17 protein-coding genes and 5 tRNA genes are annotated in these 16,670 nt (G+C 34.8%); 6 read left to right on the top strand and 16 right to left on the bottom strand.

Features of this window, described 5'->3' with window-relative positions; all coding sequences use genetic code 11:
• Window positions 1-61: 61 nt before the first annotated feature.
• Window positions 62-1,693, bottom strand: a complete 1,632-nt coding sequence (pruA, locus tag EMN46_RS02840) for an L-glutamate gamma-semialdehyde dehydrogenase (RefSeq protein WP_154199161.1) — start codon at window positions 1,691-1,693, stop codon at window positions 62-64.
• A gap of 484 nt (window positions 1,694-2,177) precedes the next feature.
• Here pruA and EMN46_RS02835 point away from each other — a divergent pair, with 484 nt between their 5' ends.
• The 4 genes from EMN46_RS02835 to EMN46_RS02820 all read left to right on the top strand — a co-directional run bounded on the left by EMN46_RS02835 (window position 2,178) and on the right by EMN46_RS02820 (window position 5,051).
• Window positions 2,178-2,966, top strand: coding sequence for a hypothetical protein (locus EMN46_RS02835; RefSeq protein ID WP_154199160.1), 789 nt, complete (start codon window positions 2,178-2,180; stop codon window positions 2,964-2,966).
• Between the two features lie 41 nt (window positions 2,967-3,007).
• A complete protein-coding gene (locus EMN46_RS02830; protein WP_154199159.1) occupies window positions 3,008-4,066 on the top strand; it encodes a sensor histidine kinase in 1,059 nt (352 codons plus the stop codon).
• Window positions 4,056-4,781, top strand: a complete 726-nt coding sequence (locus EMN46_RS02825) for a LytTR family DNA-binding domain-containing protein (protein ID WP_154199158.1) — start codon at window positions 4,056-4,058, stop codon at window positions 4,779-4,781. Before EMN46_RS02830 ends, EMN46_RS02825 begins: the two co-directional genes overlap by 11 nt.
• A gap of 75 nt (window positions 4,782-4,856) precedes the next feature.
• Window positions 4,857-5,051 (top strand): DUF1289 domain-containing protein, encoded by a 195-nt coding sequence (locus EMN46_RS02820; protein WP_154199157.1) that lies wholly within the window; start codon window positions 4,857-4,859, stop codon window positions 5,049-5,051.
• 100 nt (window positions 5,052-5,151) lie between these two features.
• On the opposite strand, the gene bioB is transcribed toward EMN46_RS02820, so the two are convergent.
• Together bioB and EMN46_RS02810 are read right to left on the bottom strand one after the other, a co-directional pair.
• Window positions 5,152-6,126 carry a biotin synthase BioB gene (bioB, locus tag EMN46_RS02815; protein ID WP_154199156.1) on the bottom strand — a complete coding sequence of 325 codons (975 nt, stop codon included), beginning with the start codon at window positions 6,124-6,126 and terminating at the stop codon, window positions 5,152-5,154.
• Window positions 6,127-6,129: 3 nt separating this feature from the next.
• Entirely contained in the window at window positions 6,130-6,504 is a 375-nt protein-coding gene (locus EMN46_RS02810; protein ID WP_154199155.1) for a hypothetical protein, read from the bottom strand.
• A 283-nt stretch (window positions 6,505-6,787) separates the two neighbouring features.
• Between EMN46_RS02810 and EMN46_RS02805 the strand changes: the two genes are divergently transcribed.
• Together EMN46_RS02805 and EMN46_RS02800 are read left to right on the top strand one after the other, a co-directional pair.
• Complete coding sequence (locus EMN46_RS02805; RefSeq protein WP_154199154.1) at window positions 6,788-8,254, top strand: cobyric acid synthase; 1,467 nt, start codon at window positions 6,788-6,790, stop codon at window positions 8,252-8,254.
• 48 nt (window positions 8,255-8,302) lie between these two features.
• Complete coding sequence (locus EMN46_RS02800) at window positions 8,303-8,839, top strand: AAA family ATPase (RefSeq protein WP_154199153.1); 537 nt, start codon at window positions 8,303-8,305, stop codon at window positions 8,837-8,839.
• A gap of 215 nt (window positions 8,840-9,054) precedes the next feature.
• On the opposite strand, the gene EMN46_RS02795 is transcribed toward EMN46_RS02800, so the two are convergent.
• The 13 genes from EMN46_RS02795 to EMN46_RS02735 form a co-directional block, all read right to left on the bottom strand.
• Window positions 9,055-9,717, bottom strand: a complete 663-nt coding sequence (locus EMN46_RS02795; RefSeq protein ID WP_154199152.1) for an adenosylcobinamide amidohydrolase — start codon at window positions 9,715-9,717, stop codon at window positions 9,055-9,057.
• Window positions 9,714-10,664: a tRNA-dihydrouridine synthase family protein gene (locus EMN46_RS02790; RefSeq protein WP_154199151.1), complete on the bottom strand. Its 951-nt coding sequence runs from the start codon at window positions 10,662-10,664 to the stop codon at window positions 9,714-9,716. Before EMN46_RS02790 ends, EMN46_RS02795 begins: the two co-directional genes overlap by 4 nt.
• Before the next feature lie 21 nt (window positions 10,665-10,685).
• Entirely contained in the window at window positions 10,686-11,312 is a 627-nt protein-coding gene (locus tag EMN46_RS02785) for a hypothetical protein (RefSeq protein WP_154199150.1), read from the bottom strand.
• Between the two features lie 238 nt (window positions 11,313-11,550).
• Window positions 11,551-12,075 carry a TlpA disulfide reductase family protein gene (locus tag EMN46_RS02780; protein WP_154199149.1) on the bottom strand — a complete coding sequence of 175 codons (525 nt, stop codon included), beginning with the start codon at window positions 12,073-12,075 and terminating at the stop codon, window positions 11,551-11,553.
• Between the two features lie 153 nt (window positions 12,076-12,228).
• Window positions 12,229-12,303: transfer RNA gene (locus EMN46_RS02775), tRNA-Pro, on the bottom strand.
• An 82-nt stretch (window positions 12,304-12,385) separates the two neighbouring features.
• Window positions 12,386-12,460 (bottom strand) — tRNA-Pro (locus EMN46_RS02770).
• A gap of 62 nt (window positions 12,461-12,522) precedes the next feature.
• Window positions 12,523-12,597: transfer RNA gene (locus EMN46_RS02765), tRNA-Pro, on the bottom strand.
• A gap of 66 nt (window positions 12,598-12,663) precedes the next feature.
• Window positions 12,664-12,738, bottom strand: a tRNA-Pro gene (locus EMN46_RS02760).
• A gap of 58 nt (window positions 12,739-12,796) precedes the next feature.
• A tRNA-Ser gene (locus tag EMN46_RS02755) sits at window positions 12,797-12,884 on the bottom strand.
• A gap of 200 nt (window positions 12,885-13,084) precedes the next feature.
• Complete coding sequence (gene floA, locus EMN46_RS02750) at window positions 13,085-14,062, bottom strand: flotillin-like protein FloA (RefSeq protein ID WP_154199148.1); 978 nt, start codon at window positions 14,060-14,062, stop codon at window positions 13,085-13,087.
• Between the two features lie 5 nt (window positions 14,063-14,067).
• Window positions 14,068-14,535, bottom strand: coding sequence for an NfeD family protein (locus tag EMN46_RS02745; protein WP_154199147.1), 468 nt, complete (start codon window positions 14,533-14,535; stop codon window positions 14,068-14,070).
• A 1-nt stretch (window position 14,536) separates the two neighbouring features.
• The gene (locus EMN46_RS02740) at window positions 14,537-14,782 is read right to left on the bottom strand and encodes an ATP-dependent Clp protease adaptor ClpS (RefSeq protein ID WP_154199146.1); all 246 of its coding nucleotides are present in this window, start codon (window positions 14,780-14,782) and stop codon (window positions 14,537-14,539) included.
• 7 nt (window positions 14,783-14,789) lie between these two features.
• The gene (locus tag EMN46_RS02735; RefSeq protein ID WP_154199145.1) at window positions 14,790-16,349 is read right to left on the bottom strand and encodes an SPOR domain-containing protein; all 1,560 of its coding nucleotides are present in this window, start codon (window positions 16,347-16,349) and stop codon (window positions 14,790-14,792) included.
• Between the last annotated feature and the right edge of the window lie 321 nt (window positions 16,350-16,670).

Raw genomic sequence — 16,670 nt, 5'->3', positions numbered from 1 at the left:
AAAACAAAAAACGATCGAAGCAGAAGCTCCGATCGTTTTTAATTTAATAATTATTTTAATCCTAATCTTCTAAGAAGTTTGGATACATATAGTCTTGAGCGGGTATAAAAGTTTCCTTAATTGTACGTGGAGAAACCCAACGCAATAAGTTAATCATAGAACCTGCTTTATCGTTGGTTCCAGAACCTCTACCGCCACCAAATGGTTGCTGTCCAACTACTGCACCAGTTGGCTTATCGTTAATATAGAAGTTACCTGCTGTATGCGTTAAACGCTTAACTAATTTTTCTATAGCATAACGATCGTCAGCAAAAATAGCACCTGTTAAAGCATACATTGAACCTTTATCCAAAATATCAAGTGTCTCATCTACCTTATCGTCATCATATACAAAAATGGTCATAACAGGACCGAATAGCTCTTCTCTCATACTAACGTAATCAGACTTAAGAGCTCTAATAATAGTTGGAGCAATAAAGTAACCTACAGATTTGTCGTAAGTACCACCAGCTACAATCTCAGCATCTGGTGACGCTTTAGCCGCATCGATAGCAGCGGCTAACTTATCGAAAGAAGTTTCGTCGATTACTGCATTCACGAAATTGGTGAAATCTTCAGTTCCACCCATCTTAATTGTCTTCAAATCTTCCTTAACAAATGCCATTACCTCATCGTACTTACTTGCTGGAATAAAAGCACGAGAAGCAGCAGAACATTTTTGGCCTTGGTATTCGAAAGAGCCACGTGTAATTGCTGTAGCTACATCTTTAGTAGGAGCAGATGGGTGCATAAAGATATAATCCTTACCACCTGTTTCACCTACGATACGAGGATACGATTTGAATTTATGAATATTTTCACCAATATTTTTCCAAATGTTCTGGAAAACTGCAGTTGAACCTGTAAAGTGAATACCTGCAAAATCAGGAGAACTGAACAATACCTCAGCAGCATCAGGACCCGATACATATACCAAGTTAATAACACCATCAGGAACACCAGCTTTCTGGAATATTTCCATAAGAACTCGAGCTGAATAAACAGCTGTTTTAGATGGTTTCCAAACAACACAGTTACCCATCATAGCAGGCGCCGTAGGTAAATTACCAGCAATTGCAGTAAAGTTGAAAGGCGTTAATGCAAATACAAATCCTTCTAATGGACGTTGCTCAACACGATTCCAAATTCCTTTTGAAGATACAGGCTGTTGCTTGTAAATATCAGACATATATTGTACGTTGAAACGCAAGAAATCAGCAATCTCACAAGCAGAATCAATCTCAGCTTGGAATGCATTTTTCGACTGTCCCAACATAGTAGCAGCATTTAATTTCTGACGATATGGTCCTGAAATTAACTCAGCAGCTTTCAAGAAAATAGAAGCACGATGCTCCCAAGCCATAGCTTCCCAAGCAGGTTTAGCAGCCAAAGCAGCATCAATTGCCATTTGGATATGCTTTTTCTCACCTAGGTGATAATGCCCCAATACATGCTTATGATCGTGAGGAGGTGTCATTGTAAATAACTTACCTGTACGAACCTCTTTGCCGCCGATATACATAGGTACATCGATTTCTTCGGAACGCATTTTTTTGATCATTGTTTGTAATTCTGCTCTTTCTGGAGATCCTGGAGCATAGGATAAAATTGGCTCGTTAGTAACAGCCGGAACGTTGTATATACCTTTGGGCATAGTAATTTATTTTTAGGGTTATTTTGTGTTTTTTTTCTGTCTAAACAAATATAAAAAAATTGACCTTCGATTAATATGAGTTATGTCATGAAATATTTTTGTTCGATAAACCTAAGACCTAAAATATAACTTAGAGATCAAACCATAGATCTAATAATTTAAAAAAATAATAAGCCTTCTCGATTTCGCTCTTGAAGTTAATTTTTTTTCATGAAAGCAAGAAATATTTTTAAAGTGAAAAACCTCTAGCAAAACTTCATTTTATGATTACTTTACAATATCAACTTATAAATCGTTAAATTTGATACTTAAGTTACAATCATAATATTATTTTATCGAAATCTATACTTACATGATTTCCATCGAAAAACAGCTTCTTTCCATCGAAAGAATTTTATAATAAAAGGAGAATTCCCTTATTTTGAAAACAAATAAAGATGATCTCTGCAGATTTCAAAATCTATTTTCACTAAAACTAATTATCATGAAACCAATTAAGATATTCAAATTAAGCTGTCTGTTTCTTTTTGTACTGATCACAGCACAATCTTGTGTTGTGAGCTCATTACATCCTTTATATACCGATAGTGATAGAGTCCATTTGAATGAATTGGACGGCATGTGGATGGAAGATAACAAAACCAAATATGAGATTACCACTATTGTTGATTCATTAGAGGATGAAAAATTAGTGATTAACTCAAACGATAAATTTGGAGCAGATAAAATCGATTTAGAAGAAATTAAATATGCAATTAAGCATAACTCGAAATTAAAAGAAGAAGCTTTTTTTGAAGAAAACGATAAGAGTAGTAGTCAGGACAAGAAACAATTAAGCAAAGAAGAGCGTTACTTCTTTAATCCTCAATTAAAAAAACATTATCAGATTAAAATGATTACCGAGAGGGACACCTTCACTTTAGATGGGAGATTATCAAAACTGGAAGGTTGCTATTTTTTAGATGTAATTCCTAACGAGGAAGCACTAGAAAAACGTTTGAAAGTTTTTATGGGAGGATTAACTATTCGTGCCCATGGTTTTTTTAAGATAGATTTAAGTGGCGATGAATTAATAATTAACACTATCGAGTATGATGACTTTGATGATTTAATTAAAAATAAAAAAATTAGAATTGAACATATCGAAAGAGATGGTGAAATTATTATTACTGCTAAAACTAAAGATATTCAGAAATTTCTGATCAAATTTGCCAATGAAAAAATGTTTAATGATCCCAAAGAAGCATTAATTTTAAATCGAGTTAAGAAGTAAGATCGCAGTTTAATATTGCATTCTTAATGAAAAAGAAATAAATGATCGATAGAATTAAAAATATTCTAAATAAGTTAATCCAGAACAGAATATTACAACACCTTCTGTTTTGGATGGCTTCTTTTTATGTTTTAGTACAATTTTTTACTTTAGAAAATGAAATTTCGAAAATAGATGAGGTTTATACTTCGTTATTTCATTTGAGTCTGTTGTTTGGGGTATATATTAATACGCTAGTTTTAATTCCATTTTTTCTAAAAAAAGAGAAGTATCTGTTTTATTTATTGGGATTTGCGATTTTATGGTATGTTGTTGCTCTATTCAATCAATTTACCTTCGAGACGCTTAGCGATTTAATTGTTCCCGATTATTTGTTTATATCTGCTTATGATATCGAGGATTTATTGAAATTTAGTTTTGTATATCTCGCTATCACCACACTTTTAAAATTATCCAAGTCGTGGTTTACAGTTCTTGAAACTCAAAAAGAGTTAGAAATCGTAAAACGAGAGCAAGTGGAAAGCGAGTTGATTGCTTTAAAATCGAATATCAATCCTCACTTTCTATTCAATAATCTAAACTCACTTTATGCACTATCCCTAAAGAATGCCAAGGAAACACCAGACTATATTCTCAAGTTATCAGAACTGATGCGTTATATGATTTACGAAACAAAAGACAAATTCGTTCTCCTAGAAAAAGAGATCAACTACATTACAAACTATCTTGATCTACAGAAACTCAGATGTCAATCTGATACATCCATTCATTATTCTATAAACGGGGAAATTAATTCACAGCGAATTGCACCTTTTTTACTTATTCCCTTTATAGAAAACTGTTTTAAACATGGAGGAATGAATCAGTCTGATTCAAATTTTATTGATTTAAACATTCAAATTGAATCCGATCATATCAATATGAAGTTGAAAAATAGCATTCAAGCAAATGAACAAACAAATAAAGTAGGTGGTTTCGGAATTGAAAATGTGAAGAAACGTCTTAACTCACTCTACGGTGATCAATATAAATTGAATCTAAGCTCTGATCATGGTGAATTCATTGTTGAACTTAAACTAAATCTCAAACATGACTCCTAATCCCCAAGAATATATCCATTGCCTTATCGTTGAAGATGAACCTTTGTCTCAGGAGATTCTTGAATCGTATATTGGTAATTGCCCTGAGCTTAAATTGATGGGCACTTGCAAGAATGCTATGGAAGGTAACACCTTACTGCATCAGAAAAGAATAGACCTCATATTTCTTGATATTAATATGCCAATAATAAATGGTCTCGACTGGTTAAAAACATTAGATAAAGCACCACAAGTTATTTTCACAACGGCTTACCCAGAACATGCAGTTGAAGGCTTTGATTTAAATATACTCGACTACCTTCTAAAACCCTTTTCTTTCGATCGCTTTTTAAAGGCCATCAATAAATTTACATCGATAAGAAAGAACGAAAAACAAGACCTACCTGCTGATAAGGATAAAACACTCTTAGTTAAATCGAATAAAAAGACTTATCCCATAAAACTATCTGAACTTTGTTATATTGAATCTGATGGTGATTATCTAAAATTATATCGAGACACGGATCATATTATCATTCATGAAACCCTAAAGCGTTTTATAGAGAAACTTCCAACGGATAGTTTTTTGAAGGTACACCGATCTTTTGTTATTAATATCAACAAAATTAAATATATCGAAGGCAATCAAGTTAATATTTCTTCCAAGTTCATTCCTATTGCAAGCTCTTACCGTGATAAATTCTATGAGGCTATAGATAAAAACAAACAAGTTTAATCGCTGACGAATTTGAGATGTTAGTTGTTTTAATTAATTTCGTTTTAGTTAAAAATCAATTTAGTAAATAACAATATGGAAGACGTAAAATCACCTTGTATACAAATATGTCGTGCCGACTCTAATGGCGTTTGTTTTGGATGTAGAAGAACAAATGAAGAAATAGGAGATTGGTCGCTATATACAAACGAACAGAAAAAAGAAGTTATCGAAAAAGCAAGTAAAAGAAGGAATGCTCCAGATACACAATCAGGTGGGTTTTTCAGATAAAACACTGCTTGATTAAAATACAAAAGGCTGCGAATCTCATATTCGCAGCCTTTATCCTTTATCCTTTATCCTTTATCCTTTATCCTTTATCCTTTATCCTTTATCCTTCAATCGTCGTCAATTCATGAAAACGAGTTGGAATCATTCCAATCGTATTCAATAAATGTTGATCTTCATTTATAGTCATATTCTTCACAGTAAGAAGCTTATCTCCGAAGAAAATTGAGTTTGCTCCGGCAAGAAAACAAAGAGCTTGTCCTTCCTTACTATAGCTTCTACGCCCTGCTGCAAATGCAATAACGGCTTTTGGCATTAGAATTCGAGCTGTTGCAATGGCACGAACCATCTCAAAAATATCGATAATCTCTTTTCCATAAAATGGCGTTCCCTCAACAGGTACCAACGAATTCAATGGAACATTATAAGGATGTTTTGCTTGATTAGCTAGAATTCGTAACATTTCAATACGATCTTCATCCTCTTCTCCCATTCCAAGGATACCGCCAGAACAATAAGATATACCAGCTTCTTGAAGATTAGCTAAAGTTTCCAATCGATCAGCATAGGTTCTAGTCGTTACAATAGATGGGTAATAACGTTCCGAAGTATCTAGGTTGTGATTAACAGCAGTGACACCTAAACCAGCAAGTTTTTTTGCTTTCTCTTTGTTAACCATTCCCATGGTACAACATACTTCCAAACCAAGTTTCTTTACCTCAGTTATCATTTCAGCCATTTCATTGAAACGATCATCACTATTACCATCACGTCCCGATGAGCTTAAACAAACACGTTTAACACCATTCTCCTTAGCCACCTTAGCATCCTCAAGAACTTGCTCTAAACTTAATTTTTCAGGTTTTACGTGGGTATCATAACGAGCCGATTGTGCACAATACTTACAGTCCTGAGAACAGGCTCCTGTACGAACAGAAATCAGCGTGTTCATATTCATTTTAGTAGAATCGTGGTACTTGCGGTGGATGTTAGAGGCACGGTTGACCAAATCTAACAAGGGTAGATTATAAATTTCTTTGACCTCATCGTGGGCCCAATTGTTTCTAATATCAGTCATGATTCAATTCTTTTTTCGGTTAATTATTAATTTTTGGGTAGGATTCACAGACGAATAAAAGAACTGAACAGCTTGTTGCTGATATTTCTTTCGTTCACCTACAGATTGACTTACAGTGCTACAGATTATATTCTGCAACAGCATAAAAGCTTCTCCATCAGGATCATCTTCGTCACATTTATCTCTACCATTCTGTGGCTCGTACACAAAACCAGAAACACCTGCTTCTTGACTTGGAACCATCATATTATAGCTTGCAGATAAACAAGAGATCTTAAGCTCCTGATTCATACTTGCAAATGCTGCATACGACTGTCTGCTCCAATGTCTAAAAACTTGTAGTTCCCGATGACGACCTCTTTGGTTATCAGTAAACATGCTTACAATTAATTTAGATTAAAACTCTGATTTAGGCTAGATTCACAACATATAATGCCCGAATCTATCCTCATCACTTCCTGCTCTTTTGAGCCTGCCAAAGATATTCATTTCTAAATGTTTTTCCCAGCTCTTAATAGCAGATAGGTTGTAAAGCAGGCTTCAATGACGACTCAATTCACTATTTGTTATTTTTTGAACGCAGATATTACTATTTTTGCCAACTAAACACATAAGCCTTTGGCTAAACTGTCCTTCGCTTATTTTATTATATCTGAGAGCTATGAAAAAGTTAAAATCAATCATGTTTGTTGGAACAGGTTCCGATGTTGGAAAAAGCATGGTGAACACTGGTTTCTGTCGTATTTTCAAACAAGATGGTTACACGCCAGCACCTTTTAAAGCACAAAACATGTCTTTAAATAGCTTCGCAACGCCTGAAGGTTTAGAAATAGGACGAGCTCAAGCAGTACAAGCCGAAGCCTGCAAGCTGCCTTGCCATACAGATATGAATCCGATTTTACTTAAGCCAACTAATGATAAGAGCTCACAAGTTGTTTTAAATGGGAAACCTGTAGGCACTCAAACAGCTCAAGAATATTTCATGGGCAACAATAAGGCTGCTCTTTTTTCTGAAGCCATTAAAGCATTTAATCGTTTAGAAAAAAAATACAATCCTATCGTATTGGAAGGTGCAGGAAGTATTTCAGAACTTAATTTAAAGTCGAGAGATATTACCAATATGCGCATGGCTGTTGAAACAGATGCCGTAACCTATTTGGTATCGGATATTGATAGAGGTGGTGTATTTGCAAGTGTGTTTGGGAGTATTCATTTGCTTGATGATGTAGAAAGAAAACAAATAAAAGGAATTCTAATTAACAAGTTTAGAGGCGACGCTAAACTCTTTGAAGAAGGCAGAACCATACTTGAAGACCTTACTGGTGTTCCCGTAATTGGCGTATTGCCTTACTTTAAAGATATTCATATTGAAGAAGAAGATTCTGTTAGCTTGGAAGATAAGTTTAAAGAATCCCAATCAAATACAATCAATATTGCTGTTGTTCGTTTGCCACGCATGGCAAACTTCACTGACTTTAGCGTTCTAGAACACGATCCTCGTGTTCACCTTTATTATACCAATCGTCCAACGGAAATTGAAAAAGCAGATATTATTATTATCCCTGGAAGCAAGAATACCATTTCGGACTTGGCTCACCTTCGTCAAATTGGCATTGCCAGTTCAATAGTGAAAGCACAAAAAGAAGGCAAAAAAGTAATAGGCATTTGTGGTGGTTACCAAATGATGGGTGAAAGTATTAGCGACCCCAATGGCATTGAAGGCGACTTACCTTTAATCTCTGGACTTGGCTTACTACCTGTCAATACAATTATTGAAGACAACAAGGTAACCGAGCAATGTCAATTTAAATTCAAGGATTACGCAGATGTTTGTACTGGGTACGAAATTCATATGGGGCAAACAACATTAAAACATCCTGAAAATCATCTTAACAAATTAAGTAATGATAAGGAAGATGGTTATTCCTTGAATGAAAATTGTTGGGGATCATACATACATGGCATACTAGATAATCCAGTCGTTATTCAAGATTTACTTGAAGGATTTGAAACAGAAGACATCAACTTTAATTACAATCAGTTTAAGGAAGAACAATACGATAAATTAGCCGATGCCATAAGAGAACATGTTAATATGGATTTGGTTTATCAGCACTTGAACGCATAAAAAAAGAGAACTATATTTCGCAAGTTTAAATACAAGATAATCAATACAATGCCAACTCATTCTAATCGCTATATCATAACTGGTGGTCCAGGTTCGGGAAAATCGAGCTTACTTTCGGCTCTTGTCGAGCAAAACTATCAAGGGTTCGAAGAAATATCTCGTGTTATCATTCGTGAACAACATGAAAAAGGTGGTGATATGGTGCCTTGGCAAAATTTAGCTGCTTTTGCAGACTTGTGTTATGAAAGAATGAATACTCAATTGAACCAATGCGATTTGGATTGTATTTGTTTTTACGATCGTGGACTTCCAGATATTATTGCCTATGTTCGAAAAGGTGGATTGGAAGTTCCTGAAAAGTACTTCGAAAAAGCTAAAGCTTACAATAAAACAGTTTTCTTAGCACCAGCTTGGGAAGATATATTCGTAAACGACAACGAAAGACCTGAGTCTTTTAAAGATGCAGTTGAAATCAACAAGTTTCTAAGGACAACTTATTCTGAATTGGGATTTAATATTATTGAATTACCAAAAGTCTCTATTGAGGAAAGAGTTACTTTTATTGAGAATATTTTAAAAATTTGAGGATGTGTTGTCTTGAACCACGTGATTGCTAGATTGCTAAATTAAAAAATCAGCGTGGATCAGCGAAATCTGCGGGAAATATTCGTAAACGTTGCTTTTGAGTGAAAACTTAAGGACGCATTGTCCTGGAAGAAATTAAGGTTGTTAGACTGTTAAATTAAAAAATCAGCGTGGTTCTGCGGAATCTGTGGGATATGTTTTTTTTAGATACCACTTTAGATCTCCAAAGAATCTTTCAAAGCTTGATAAACAGCTTTAGCAAGTAATTCTCCAAACAAAACATGTTTACCACAGTATTCAACTTCAGGACCTGAGCCTGAAGCTACAGCACATGAATCTGTTCCTGTTCCTGTAGCTATTTCTCCACTAACAGAACTGTTTACATTCAAATCTTGCAAACAAGCAGCCTTCGCTTCAGTTGCCATCATAATGCACTCTATCATGCTATTCTGAGAAAGACTAGCATTGGTTAGAATGATCATATTGATGGTTCCAATTTTCTCGCAAGCTTCGTTCATAAACTGATAATCGGCCTTGTCTCCTGCCCTACGAGCGTTTGATACTCCCGATGTAAGAAAAACTTCAATCCATATACCTTGCTCTTCAAGCTTAACACGTCTAAAAGATGCCATTAGAGCGGCTGTCATCATTCCAACAGCTACACCCTTCCACTTATTAGCCTTAACAATATTTGCAAGCGTAACAGCTGGTTTTTCAAACACCGTTTTTTTTCCTAAAAAATTAGCATCAACTTTGGTATTAAAGAAATGTGAAGCCTTACAAAACCCACCATTCAGAACAGACGAACTTATCAAATTAACAGGTTCATCAAATTCCAAATGAAAGAATTCATCGTTTATATCAAACTTGAAATTCATAAAATCTCTATATCTTTTGCACCCTGTTGAAAAGCGAATGCAACTGCTGCATTGTACTTATTAATACTTCCAGCTTTCTTAATACCTTTATAAACCTTCTTTTCATTATTAAAATTGGAAGAAAAATATTCCCAGATAGGCTTAAGCTTCGACAATATCTGCGTATCACCACTTAAGTAAGAACTATAGGAATTAAAAATCTCACCATGAACTTTTTCCAACAAATCGTAACGTTCACTGGCAGTAAGCGTATCTTCTCCCTTAATTCTTCTAGCTAAAAAAAGATCTTTTAAAAGTCCTCTTCCAATCATCATTTGCTTCAAATTTGGAAATCGCTCCAATAATTGTTGATAATCTTCTAAACTACAAATATCACCATTGTAAACAACAGGATGTTTCGATAATGAGACTACTTTGTCAAATGCGTCAAGATCGACTTCGCCTTTATATTGCTGTATCCCTAGGCGTGGATGAACTATAATCTCAGAGATCTTAAACTTATTAAGAACTGTCAATACGGGTTCTAATTCATCAATTGAATCATGTCCAATACGCATCTTAACCGATAAATTGATTCTATCGTCTAATCCTTCTGAAAGGACTTCTTCAATTAAATTTGGGAAAGGTAATAAGCCTGAGCCTTTTTTCTTTTTTACAAGCATAGGAAAAGGACAACCTAAGTTCCAATTCATTTTGGTGTAACCCAAATCAATTAGATGATCGCGAAAAAAAACAAATTCCTTTAGACTATTTCCAATGAATTGAGGAACAAGATTCTCTTCAACTCGAGGATCAATTTCTCTTCGATGTGAAGACTTTAAGTCACCACCATTCTGAAGGACAAGAAAAGGGGTATAGAATTGATCTATGCCCCCAATATATTTTGCAAATGCTCTACGAAATACCAAATCGGTAAAACCTTGTAGAGGTGCTAATGATAATTTCATATTGATATACTAAAATTTAACCTAACGCCCGAAACTTAATACACTAAGTAGTTGCTTACGATGACGATAATAAACCAATCCATCCTCTGTGGCAATGCTCTTCACAAAGCTATCTATCATGGTATCATAAATAGTTCCAAATTTAAAACGCTCAGGCGGATAAAGTTCTGGGTTATGCATATCCTCAAGTCGAGATAAATACATTCTACCCACAATCTCAGAACTAAGGTCTTCTCGATACATACCTTGAGCAATACCTTTTTCAACATTAATCTGAATCTTATCGAAGATAAACTCCATCCTCTGATCCATATGTTTCTTATAAATCTCAGGGAATTGTGTTTCGAACTCCATGGTTACTGATGGAGATAAGTCTTCAAATCTATCATTAATCTCCTGACTAACAATAAAAAGAATATCAATTGCATTCTGTCCTTCGAAATTATATTCTAAAAATATTTCGGCAAAACTTGTTCTTTCAAATTCTAATATCTTCTCAACAAATTCTTCTTTAGAATGGACAAATTTCGTAATCTCTTCCTTTAAAATACCAATTGATTCAAGCTTTTCAAAAGAAAGATCCCCATTACCTTCCTGTAAAAGCAACTTTCTCACCTTCTCAATAATCAGAATAAAAGCCTTATCCATAAATCTACAAAATTTAAAAGTTAATATTTAAATTACAGTTTAACCTCTTCACAATCTATTCTACTCTTAAAACTTTAGAATACTCTAAAAATACTTCTTTTTTCATCAAGAAATATCAAAACAAACTAATATTTAGTCTCAAAATAAACTGTTGAATCTAAAACTCATTTGCTTCAAATAAAAAGGCACAATTGAAATCCAAGTATATCTTTAATGATTTATGTTTCTATATTTTAACCTACTTCTTCAATTCTTCTTCAATCACTTTTTTCATTGCTGCAAACTCCTCGTGATTAAACAATCTAGTTAAAAAAATAATTTTTCCTTCTCGATTTAATATTACATTACGAGTTATACCACTATTTTTCTCGGCATATTTCTCAAAAAGAACCCCTCCATCATCTAATGCTATTGGATAGGTAATACCAGTTGCATCAATTAATTTCTGAGCTTTTTCAATTGGTTCATCACGATCAAGTCCATAAAGAGCAAAATCTTTATTCTTATTGATCTGCCAAATTTCTTTTTCGATAAAAGGCATTTCTTTTCGACAAACACCACACCAACTTGCAGTAAACTGGAGCATTACAACCTTACCCTTAAGATCAGAAAGCTTTACTTTCGTACCATCCATCAAGCTCATTGCAAAATCAGGAGCGATGTCACCTACTTTAACTTTATATCCTCTATCGTCAATTTCTTGAGCCATTCCACTTATTACAATTCCCATAAACAATATTATTACTGATGCTAGTTTTCGCATGATTATTAATTATTCAATTAGTTAGTCGGTTTATTTGACATGCAAAATAACAAGATTATTCGTTGAAAAAGTTTTCTTTTAAAATTTTAACAAGATTTTAAGCTAGTAGAGGGTATAAAAAAAGAGAGAAGTAAATTACTTCTCTCTTCTTTGTCGGGGTGGCAGGATTCGAACCTGCGACCTCCTCGTCCCAAACGAGGCGCGATGACCGGGCTACGCTACACCCCGAAAACTTAATTCCGGTACTCTATTTAACATTTATTCTCGAAAGAATAAAAAAAAGAAAGTCGAATAACTTCTTTCTTCTTTGTCGGGGTGGCAGGATTCGAACCTGCGACCTCCTCGTCCCAAACGAGGCGCGATGACCGGGCTACGCTACACCCCGAAATAAATTTCGGTCTTTTCAATAAAAATTGAAGTTTTTCAACTTCATGTAATTTCTCGGTGTCGGGGTGGCAGGATTCGAACCTGCGACCTCCTCGTCCCAAACGAGGCGCGATGACCGGGCTACGCTACACCCCGAGAATTTAATTTCAATACAAGTGACAAAAAAAGAGAAGTTCTTAAACTTCTCTGTAATTTTCGGTGTCGGGGTGGCAGGATTCGAACCTGCGACCTCCTCGTCCCAAACGAGGCGCGATGACCGGGCTACGCTACACCCCGAAAATTAAAGTGAAAAGTTTTAGCTTTTCACTTCTACCTTTCAATTAAGAAAAGAAAGCGGAGAGAGGGGGATTCGAACCCCCGGTACCGTTACACAGTACGTCAGTTTAGCAAACTGGTGGATTAAGCCACTCTCCCACCTCTCCTGATTGCGGAAGCAAAAGTAGGTAAAATATTGATCTGTGCAAATTTTCTATTCACACATTTTCAAATATTTCACCAGCTATGATTATAGTAAATTATGAATCAATGAGATTGGTGTAAAAAAAAAGTTTATTTTTTTTGAAAAAAAAAAGTTGGGCATGCTCAAAGAACACGCCCAACCCTAATTCTATCAGTACTTTTATTATTTCTTTTTACCCTTTGATGAAGGTTTAGCAATATTTTCACGCATTGATGTATCCGCTTCAATATTCTTCATGCGATAATAATCCATCACACCTAAATGACCATTACGAAAAGCTTCAGCCATAGCCAATGGGACTTCAACTTCAGCTTCGATAACCTTAGCACGCATTGCCTGTGCAAGCGCCTTATTTTCCTGTTCAGTTGCAACAGCCATTGCACGACGTTCCTCTGCCTTAGCTTGTGCAATTTTTAAATCGGCATCAGCTTGATCAGTTTGTAATACAGCACCAATATTTTTTCCTATATCGATATCTGCTATATCAATTGATAAAATTTCAAAAGCTGTTCCAGCATCCAATCCTTTTTCAAGTACAACACGAGAAATAAAATCTGGATTCTCAAGCACTGTTTTGTGCGATTCAGAAGAACCAATAGACGAAACGATACCTTCACCTACACGAGCCAATACAGTTTCCTCTCCTGCACCACCAACTAATTGGCGAATGTTTGCACGAAGCGTAACCCTTGCCTTAGCAATTAACTGAATACCATCTTTAGATACAGCTGTTACTGGAGGCGTGTTAATTACTTTAGGAATAACGCTCATCTGAACAGCTTCGTAAACATCACGACCAGCAAGATCGATAGCTGTAGCCATCTTAAATGGTAATTCTATATTCGCTTTTGAAGCTGAAACTAAAGCATGAGTAACTTGCTCTACATGACCACCAGCTAAATGGTGAGCCTCTAGATCATCTCTTGTAATGCTCAAGCCTGCCTTTTGAGCCTCAATCATCGAACGAACGATAACATTAGGTGGCACACGACGCCAACGCATAAAGACAAGTTGAATTAATGAAATCCGCACGCCTGAAAGCAAAGCGGAAAACCAGAGTCCAACCGGAATAAAAACAAAAAGGATATAAATACCTACCCCTATTGCAACAATCAAAAATATTAATGCTCCAATTTCCATTTAATTTATTTTAAAGGTTTTACAACAATAACTTTATCTACTATTTTAATGACTTTAACTTTTGTTTTTTCATCAACATACACTCCTGTTGATTTAGCTTCGACGATGTGTTTATTAATTCGAACTTGACCCATGGGTGCAAGTCGTGATAAACAAACGCCTTCATCACCTATTGCTATCAGATTTTCATCAATTTTATCAACCTTTGAATCAATCTCAGTTTTCAACATGAGTCGCTCCCAAGTACCAGACTTTAGAGCTAACCAAAGTGCCAACAAGCTGAATATCACAGATCCCAAAACAGTTAGATGACCTATCATATTCCCATAATGATTATAAGATAGATAAATGCCACAGAGCATCATCGCTACTCCTGCTATACCTGCAACCGTAATTCCAGGAAGCACAAAAAGTTCAAGTAAAATAAGAACAATTCCTAAAACTAATAGAAGAACAATAATAAAGATCGTCATACTAATATGCTGTTTTGTTTATTTCAACGCTAACAATAAGGCCTTTGTTTTCCAATTTTTCTCTCATATCCAATAAAACCTCAATGCTTCCTACCTTAAGTTCACATTTACCTTTGTAATGCGTAAGATAAGCACATTGTTCAGCCTGATCTGAAGTATGTTTACAAACTTCCATTAGTGCATCAACAACGTAATCAAAGCTATGCATACTATCATTGTGCAAACAAAGTACATGTTCAGAACTCATAGTTTCTTTATTTTATCAAACGTATCGCATCTTGAATAGAAATCCTCTTATTTCCAGTATAAGCTACTGTAAATATGTCATTAAATCCAGAATTGTACAATTTTTTCTTTAAAACTCCAGCATCAGCAATTGAATCAAAATGGCCAATTGTACAAACCGTTTTACCATTAGATTTTTGTACAGCCGATGTACCAAAAGCCTTATATTTAAGCATTAAAGAATTAACTTCATCAGGAACACCATTGGCAAATACACCAATTTGAACTCGAAAATTAATATCACCAACTAAGTCATCCTCAGTCATTATTTTTTTCTCAACAATTACTTCTGGCTTAAGCTGATTTTTTGGCTGTTCTGTTTTTTTAATACTAGCTTGGAGAGACACTCTTTGCTGGCCACTATAAGCAACAGTAAATGCATCTTTATATCCAGCATCTTGTAATTTCGTTTTTAAACTTGCCACTTCAGGAAGAGACTTAAAACGTCCAATTGTACAAACAATCTTACCATCCGATCTTTTTTCATAAAATGAACCAAAAGCCTGATATTTTTCCATCGTCGAATTTAACTCCTCAGGAATTTCACCTGCAAAAACACCAATTTGAACACGATAGGTAATATCTCCTGAAACCTCAGTTGATAATTGAAGTGTGGAATTAGATGATTTATTTGAAGTCGCTTTATCAGTTACAGCAATAGCATCTTTCAGGTTTGTTCTAATTCCATTTTTATAAACAACGATGAAAGACGCTGGAAAAGCTTTCTTAATTCTATCTTTATAAACAACTGCCTTAGCGTAAGTTCGATATGAACCGGTCAAATATCTAAATGATTTACCACCATCAACAATTTCTTCTTTTATAAAACCCATTCCCTTATAAAAATCATTAGTCGGTCTTTTATCGAAAACTGCAACTTGATAACAATATTCATATTCGTAATCTAAATAGCCACCCTCATCCTCCTGAGGACTAATATCTAACTGAGCCTTAGGTTCATTTTTTTTCTCTACAAGCTCTTCTGCTGCATCAAACTCTTGCTTCTCTTCGCTAGTTGCCTCATAACTTTTAGTCGTATTCAGACTTCCTTCGTAAGCAGGAGTGACTTCTTCTTGTGTTGCGGCTAAAATAAGTGTAGGAGCTTTGTCTGATGTTTGCTCTAACACCTTGGCATGTTTTGCTTTTTGGGCTGCATTATTTTTTAACTCCTCTGATCGTATCTCTAAATCATGAACTCTACGCTTAAAAAGATCTTTATCAATTTCAGCATAAACGCCTTGTTTGGTATACAACAGACTTATTTCACGGGTCAAACTATCGCTATTAAATTGATCGTTTTTAGCTAAAACAAATAATTCCTTAGCTTGCTCTGAATTAAATTCAGAAAGCTTATGATAGACTGTTTTCTTGTTAATTCTAAAATTGAAGAAAGGAAAATCTTTGTAGGTGTACTTATTAGTGTAACGTATTCCTGTTGAATCCTTCTCTTGAGAATGACGACGAATAAGAGCAGGTGATTGCCTTAACGTGTCTGAAACAAAAATATATTCATTTTCAAATGAAGTCATATTTTGCTCAGAATTTTGGATATAAAATTCATTACTAATTGATATCGAATGAACTGAATATGAAAAAAACATCGTCAAAATCAACAAACAGATACGAGCTCGATTCATAGTATTTACTTAAATATATTATAATCAATAAAATACCTCCTAAATTTAGGTATAAGAAGGTCTAAATTACTATCACGTAAGATAACAATAATTTTTAAAAGAAAAATAAATATACTTATGATGATAAACTGCCAATTTCGTGCGTAAAAAGATATTTACCCAACATCCCTTTTAAATACTGATCATACAGCATAAAAAAGCTTGTCATAAGGA

The organism is Ancylomarina sp. 16SWW S1-10-2 (genome assembly GCF_009669305.1).
Lineage (GTDB): Bacteria > Bacteroidota > Bacteroidia > Bacteroidales > Marinifilaceae > Ancylomarina.
This window is presented reverse-complemented; position numbering and strand designations above follow the sequence as displayed.

Excerpts from the sequence above, each read along its gene's own strand:
- pruA (WP_154199161.1), bottom strand. The coding sequence starts at position 1,693 with ATGCCCAAAGGTATATACAACGTTCCGGCTGTTACTAACGAGCCAATT.
- EMN46_RS02835 (WP_154199160.1), top strand. The coding sequence starts at position 2,178 with ATGAAACCAATTAAGATATTCAAATTAAGCTGTCTGTTTCTTTTTGTA.
- EMN46_RS02830 (WP_154199159.1), top strand. The coding sequence starts at position 3,008 with ATGATCGATAGAATTAAAAATATTCTAAATAAGTTAATCCAGAACAGA.
- EMN46_RS02825 (WP_154199158.1), top strand. The coding sequence starts at position 4,056 with ATGACTCCTAATCCCCAAGAATATATCCATTGCCTTATCGTTGAAGAT.
- EMN46_RS02820 (WP_154199157.1), top strand. The coding sequence starts at position 4,857 with ATGGAAGACGTAAAATCACCTTGTATACAAATATGTCGTGCCGACTCT.
- bioB (WP_154199156.1), bottom strand. The coding sequence starts at position 6,126 with ATGACTGATATTAGAAACAATTGGGCCCACGATGAGGTCAAAGAAATT.
- EMN46_RS02810 (WP_154199155.1), bottom strand. The coding sequence starts at position 6,504 with ATGTTTACTGATAACCAAAGAGGTCGTCATCGGGAACTACAAGTTTTT.
- EMN46_RS02805 (WP_154199154.1), top strand. The coding sequence starts at position 6,788 with ATGAAAAAGTTAAAATCAATCATGTTTGTTGGAACAGGTTCCGATGTT.
- EMN46_RS02800 (WP_154199153.1), top strand. The coding sequence starts at position 8,303 with ATGCCAACTCATTCTAATCGCTATATCATAACTGGTGGTCCAGGTTCG.
- EMN46_RS02795 (WP_154199152.1), bottom strand. The coding sequence starts at position 9,717 with ATGAATTTCAAGTTTGATATAAACGATGAATTCTTTCATTTGGAATTT.
- EMN46_RS02790 (WP_154199151.1), bottom strand. The coding sequence starts at position 10,664 with ATGAAATTATCATTAGCACCTCTACAAGGTTTTACCGATTTGGTATTT.
- EMN46_RS02785 (WP_154199150.1), bottom strand. The coding sequence starts at position 11,312 with ATGGATAAGGCTTTTATTCTGATTATTGAGAAGGTGAGAAAGTTGCTT.
- EMN46_RS02780 (WP_154199149.1), bottom strand. The coding sequence starts at position 12,075 with ATGCGAAAACTAGCATCAGTAATAATATTGTTTATGGGAATTGTAATA.
- floA (WP_154199148.1), bottom strand. The coding sequence starts at position 14,062 with ATGGAAATTGGAGCATTAATATTTTTGATTGTTGCAATAGGGGTAGGT.
- EMN46_RS02745 (WP_154199147.1), bottom strand. The coding sequence starts at position 14,535 with ATGACGATCTTTATTATTGTTCTTCTATTAGTTTTAGGAATTGTTCTT.
- EMN46_RS02740 (WP_154199146.1), bottom strand. The coding sequence starts at position 14,782 with ATGAGTTCTGAACATGTACTTTGTTTGCACAATGATAGTATGCATAGC.
- EMN46_RS02735 (WP_154199145.1), bottom strand. The coding sequence starts at position 16,349 with ATGACTTCATTTGAAAATGAATATATTTTTGTTTCAGACACGTTAAGG.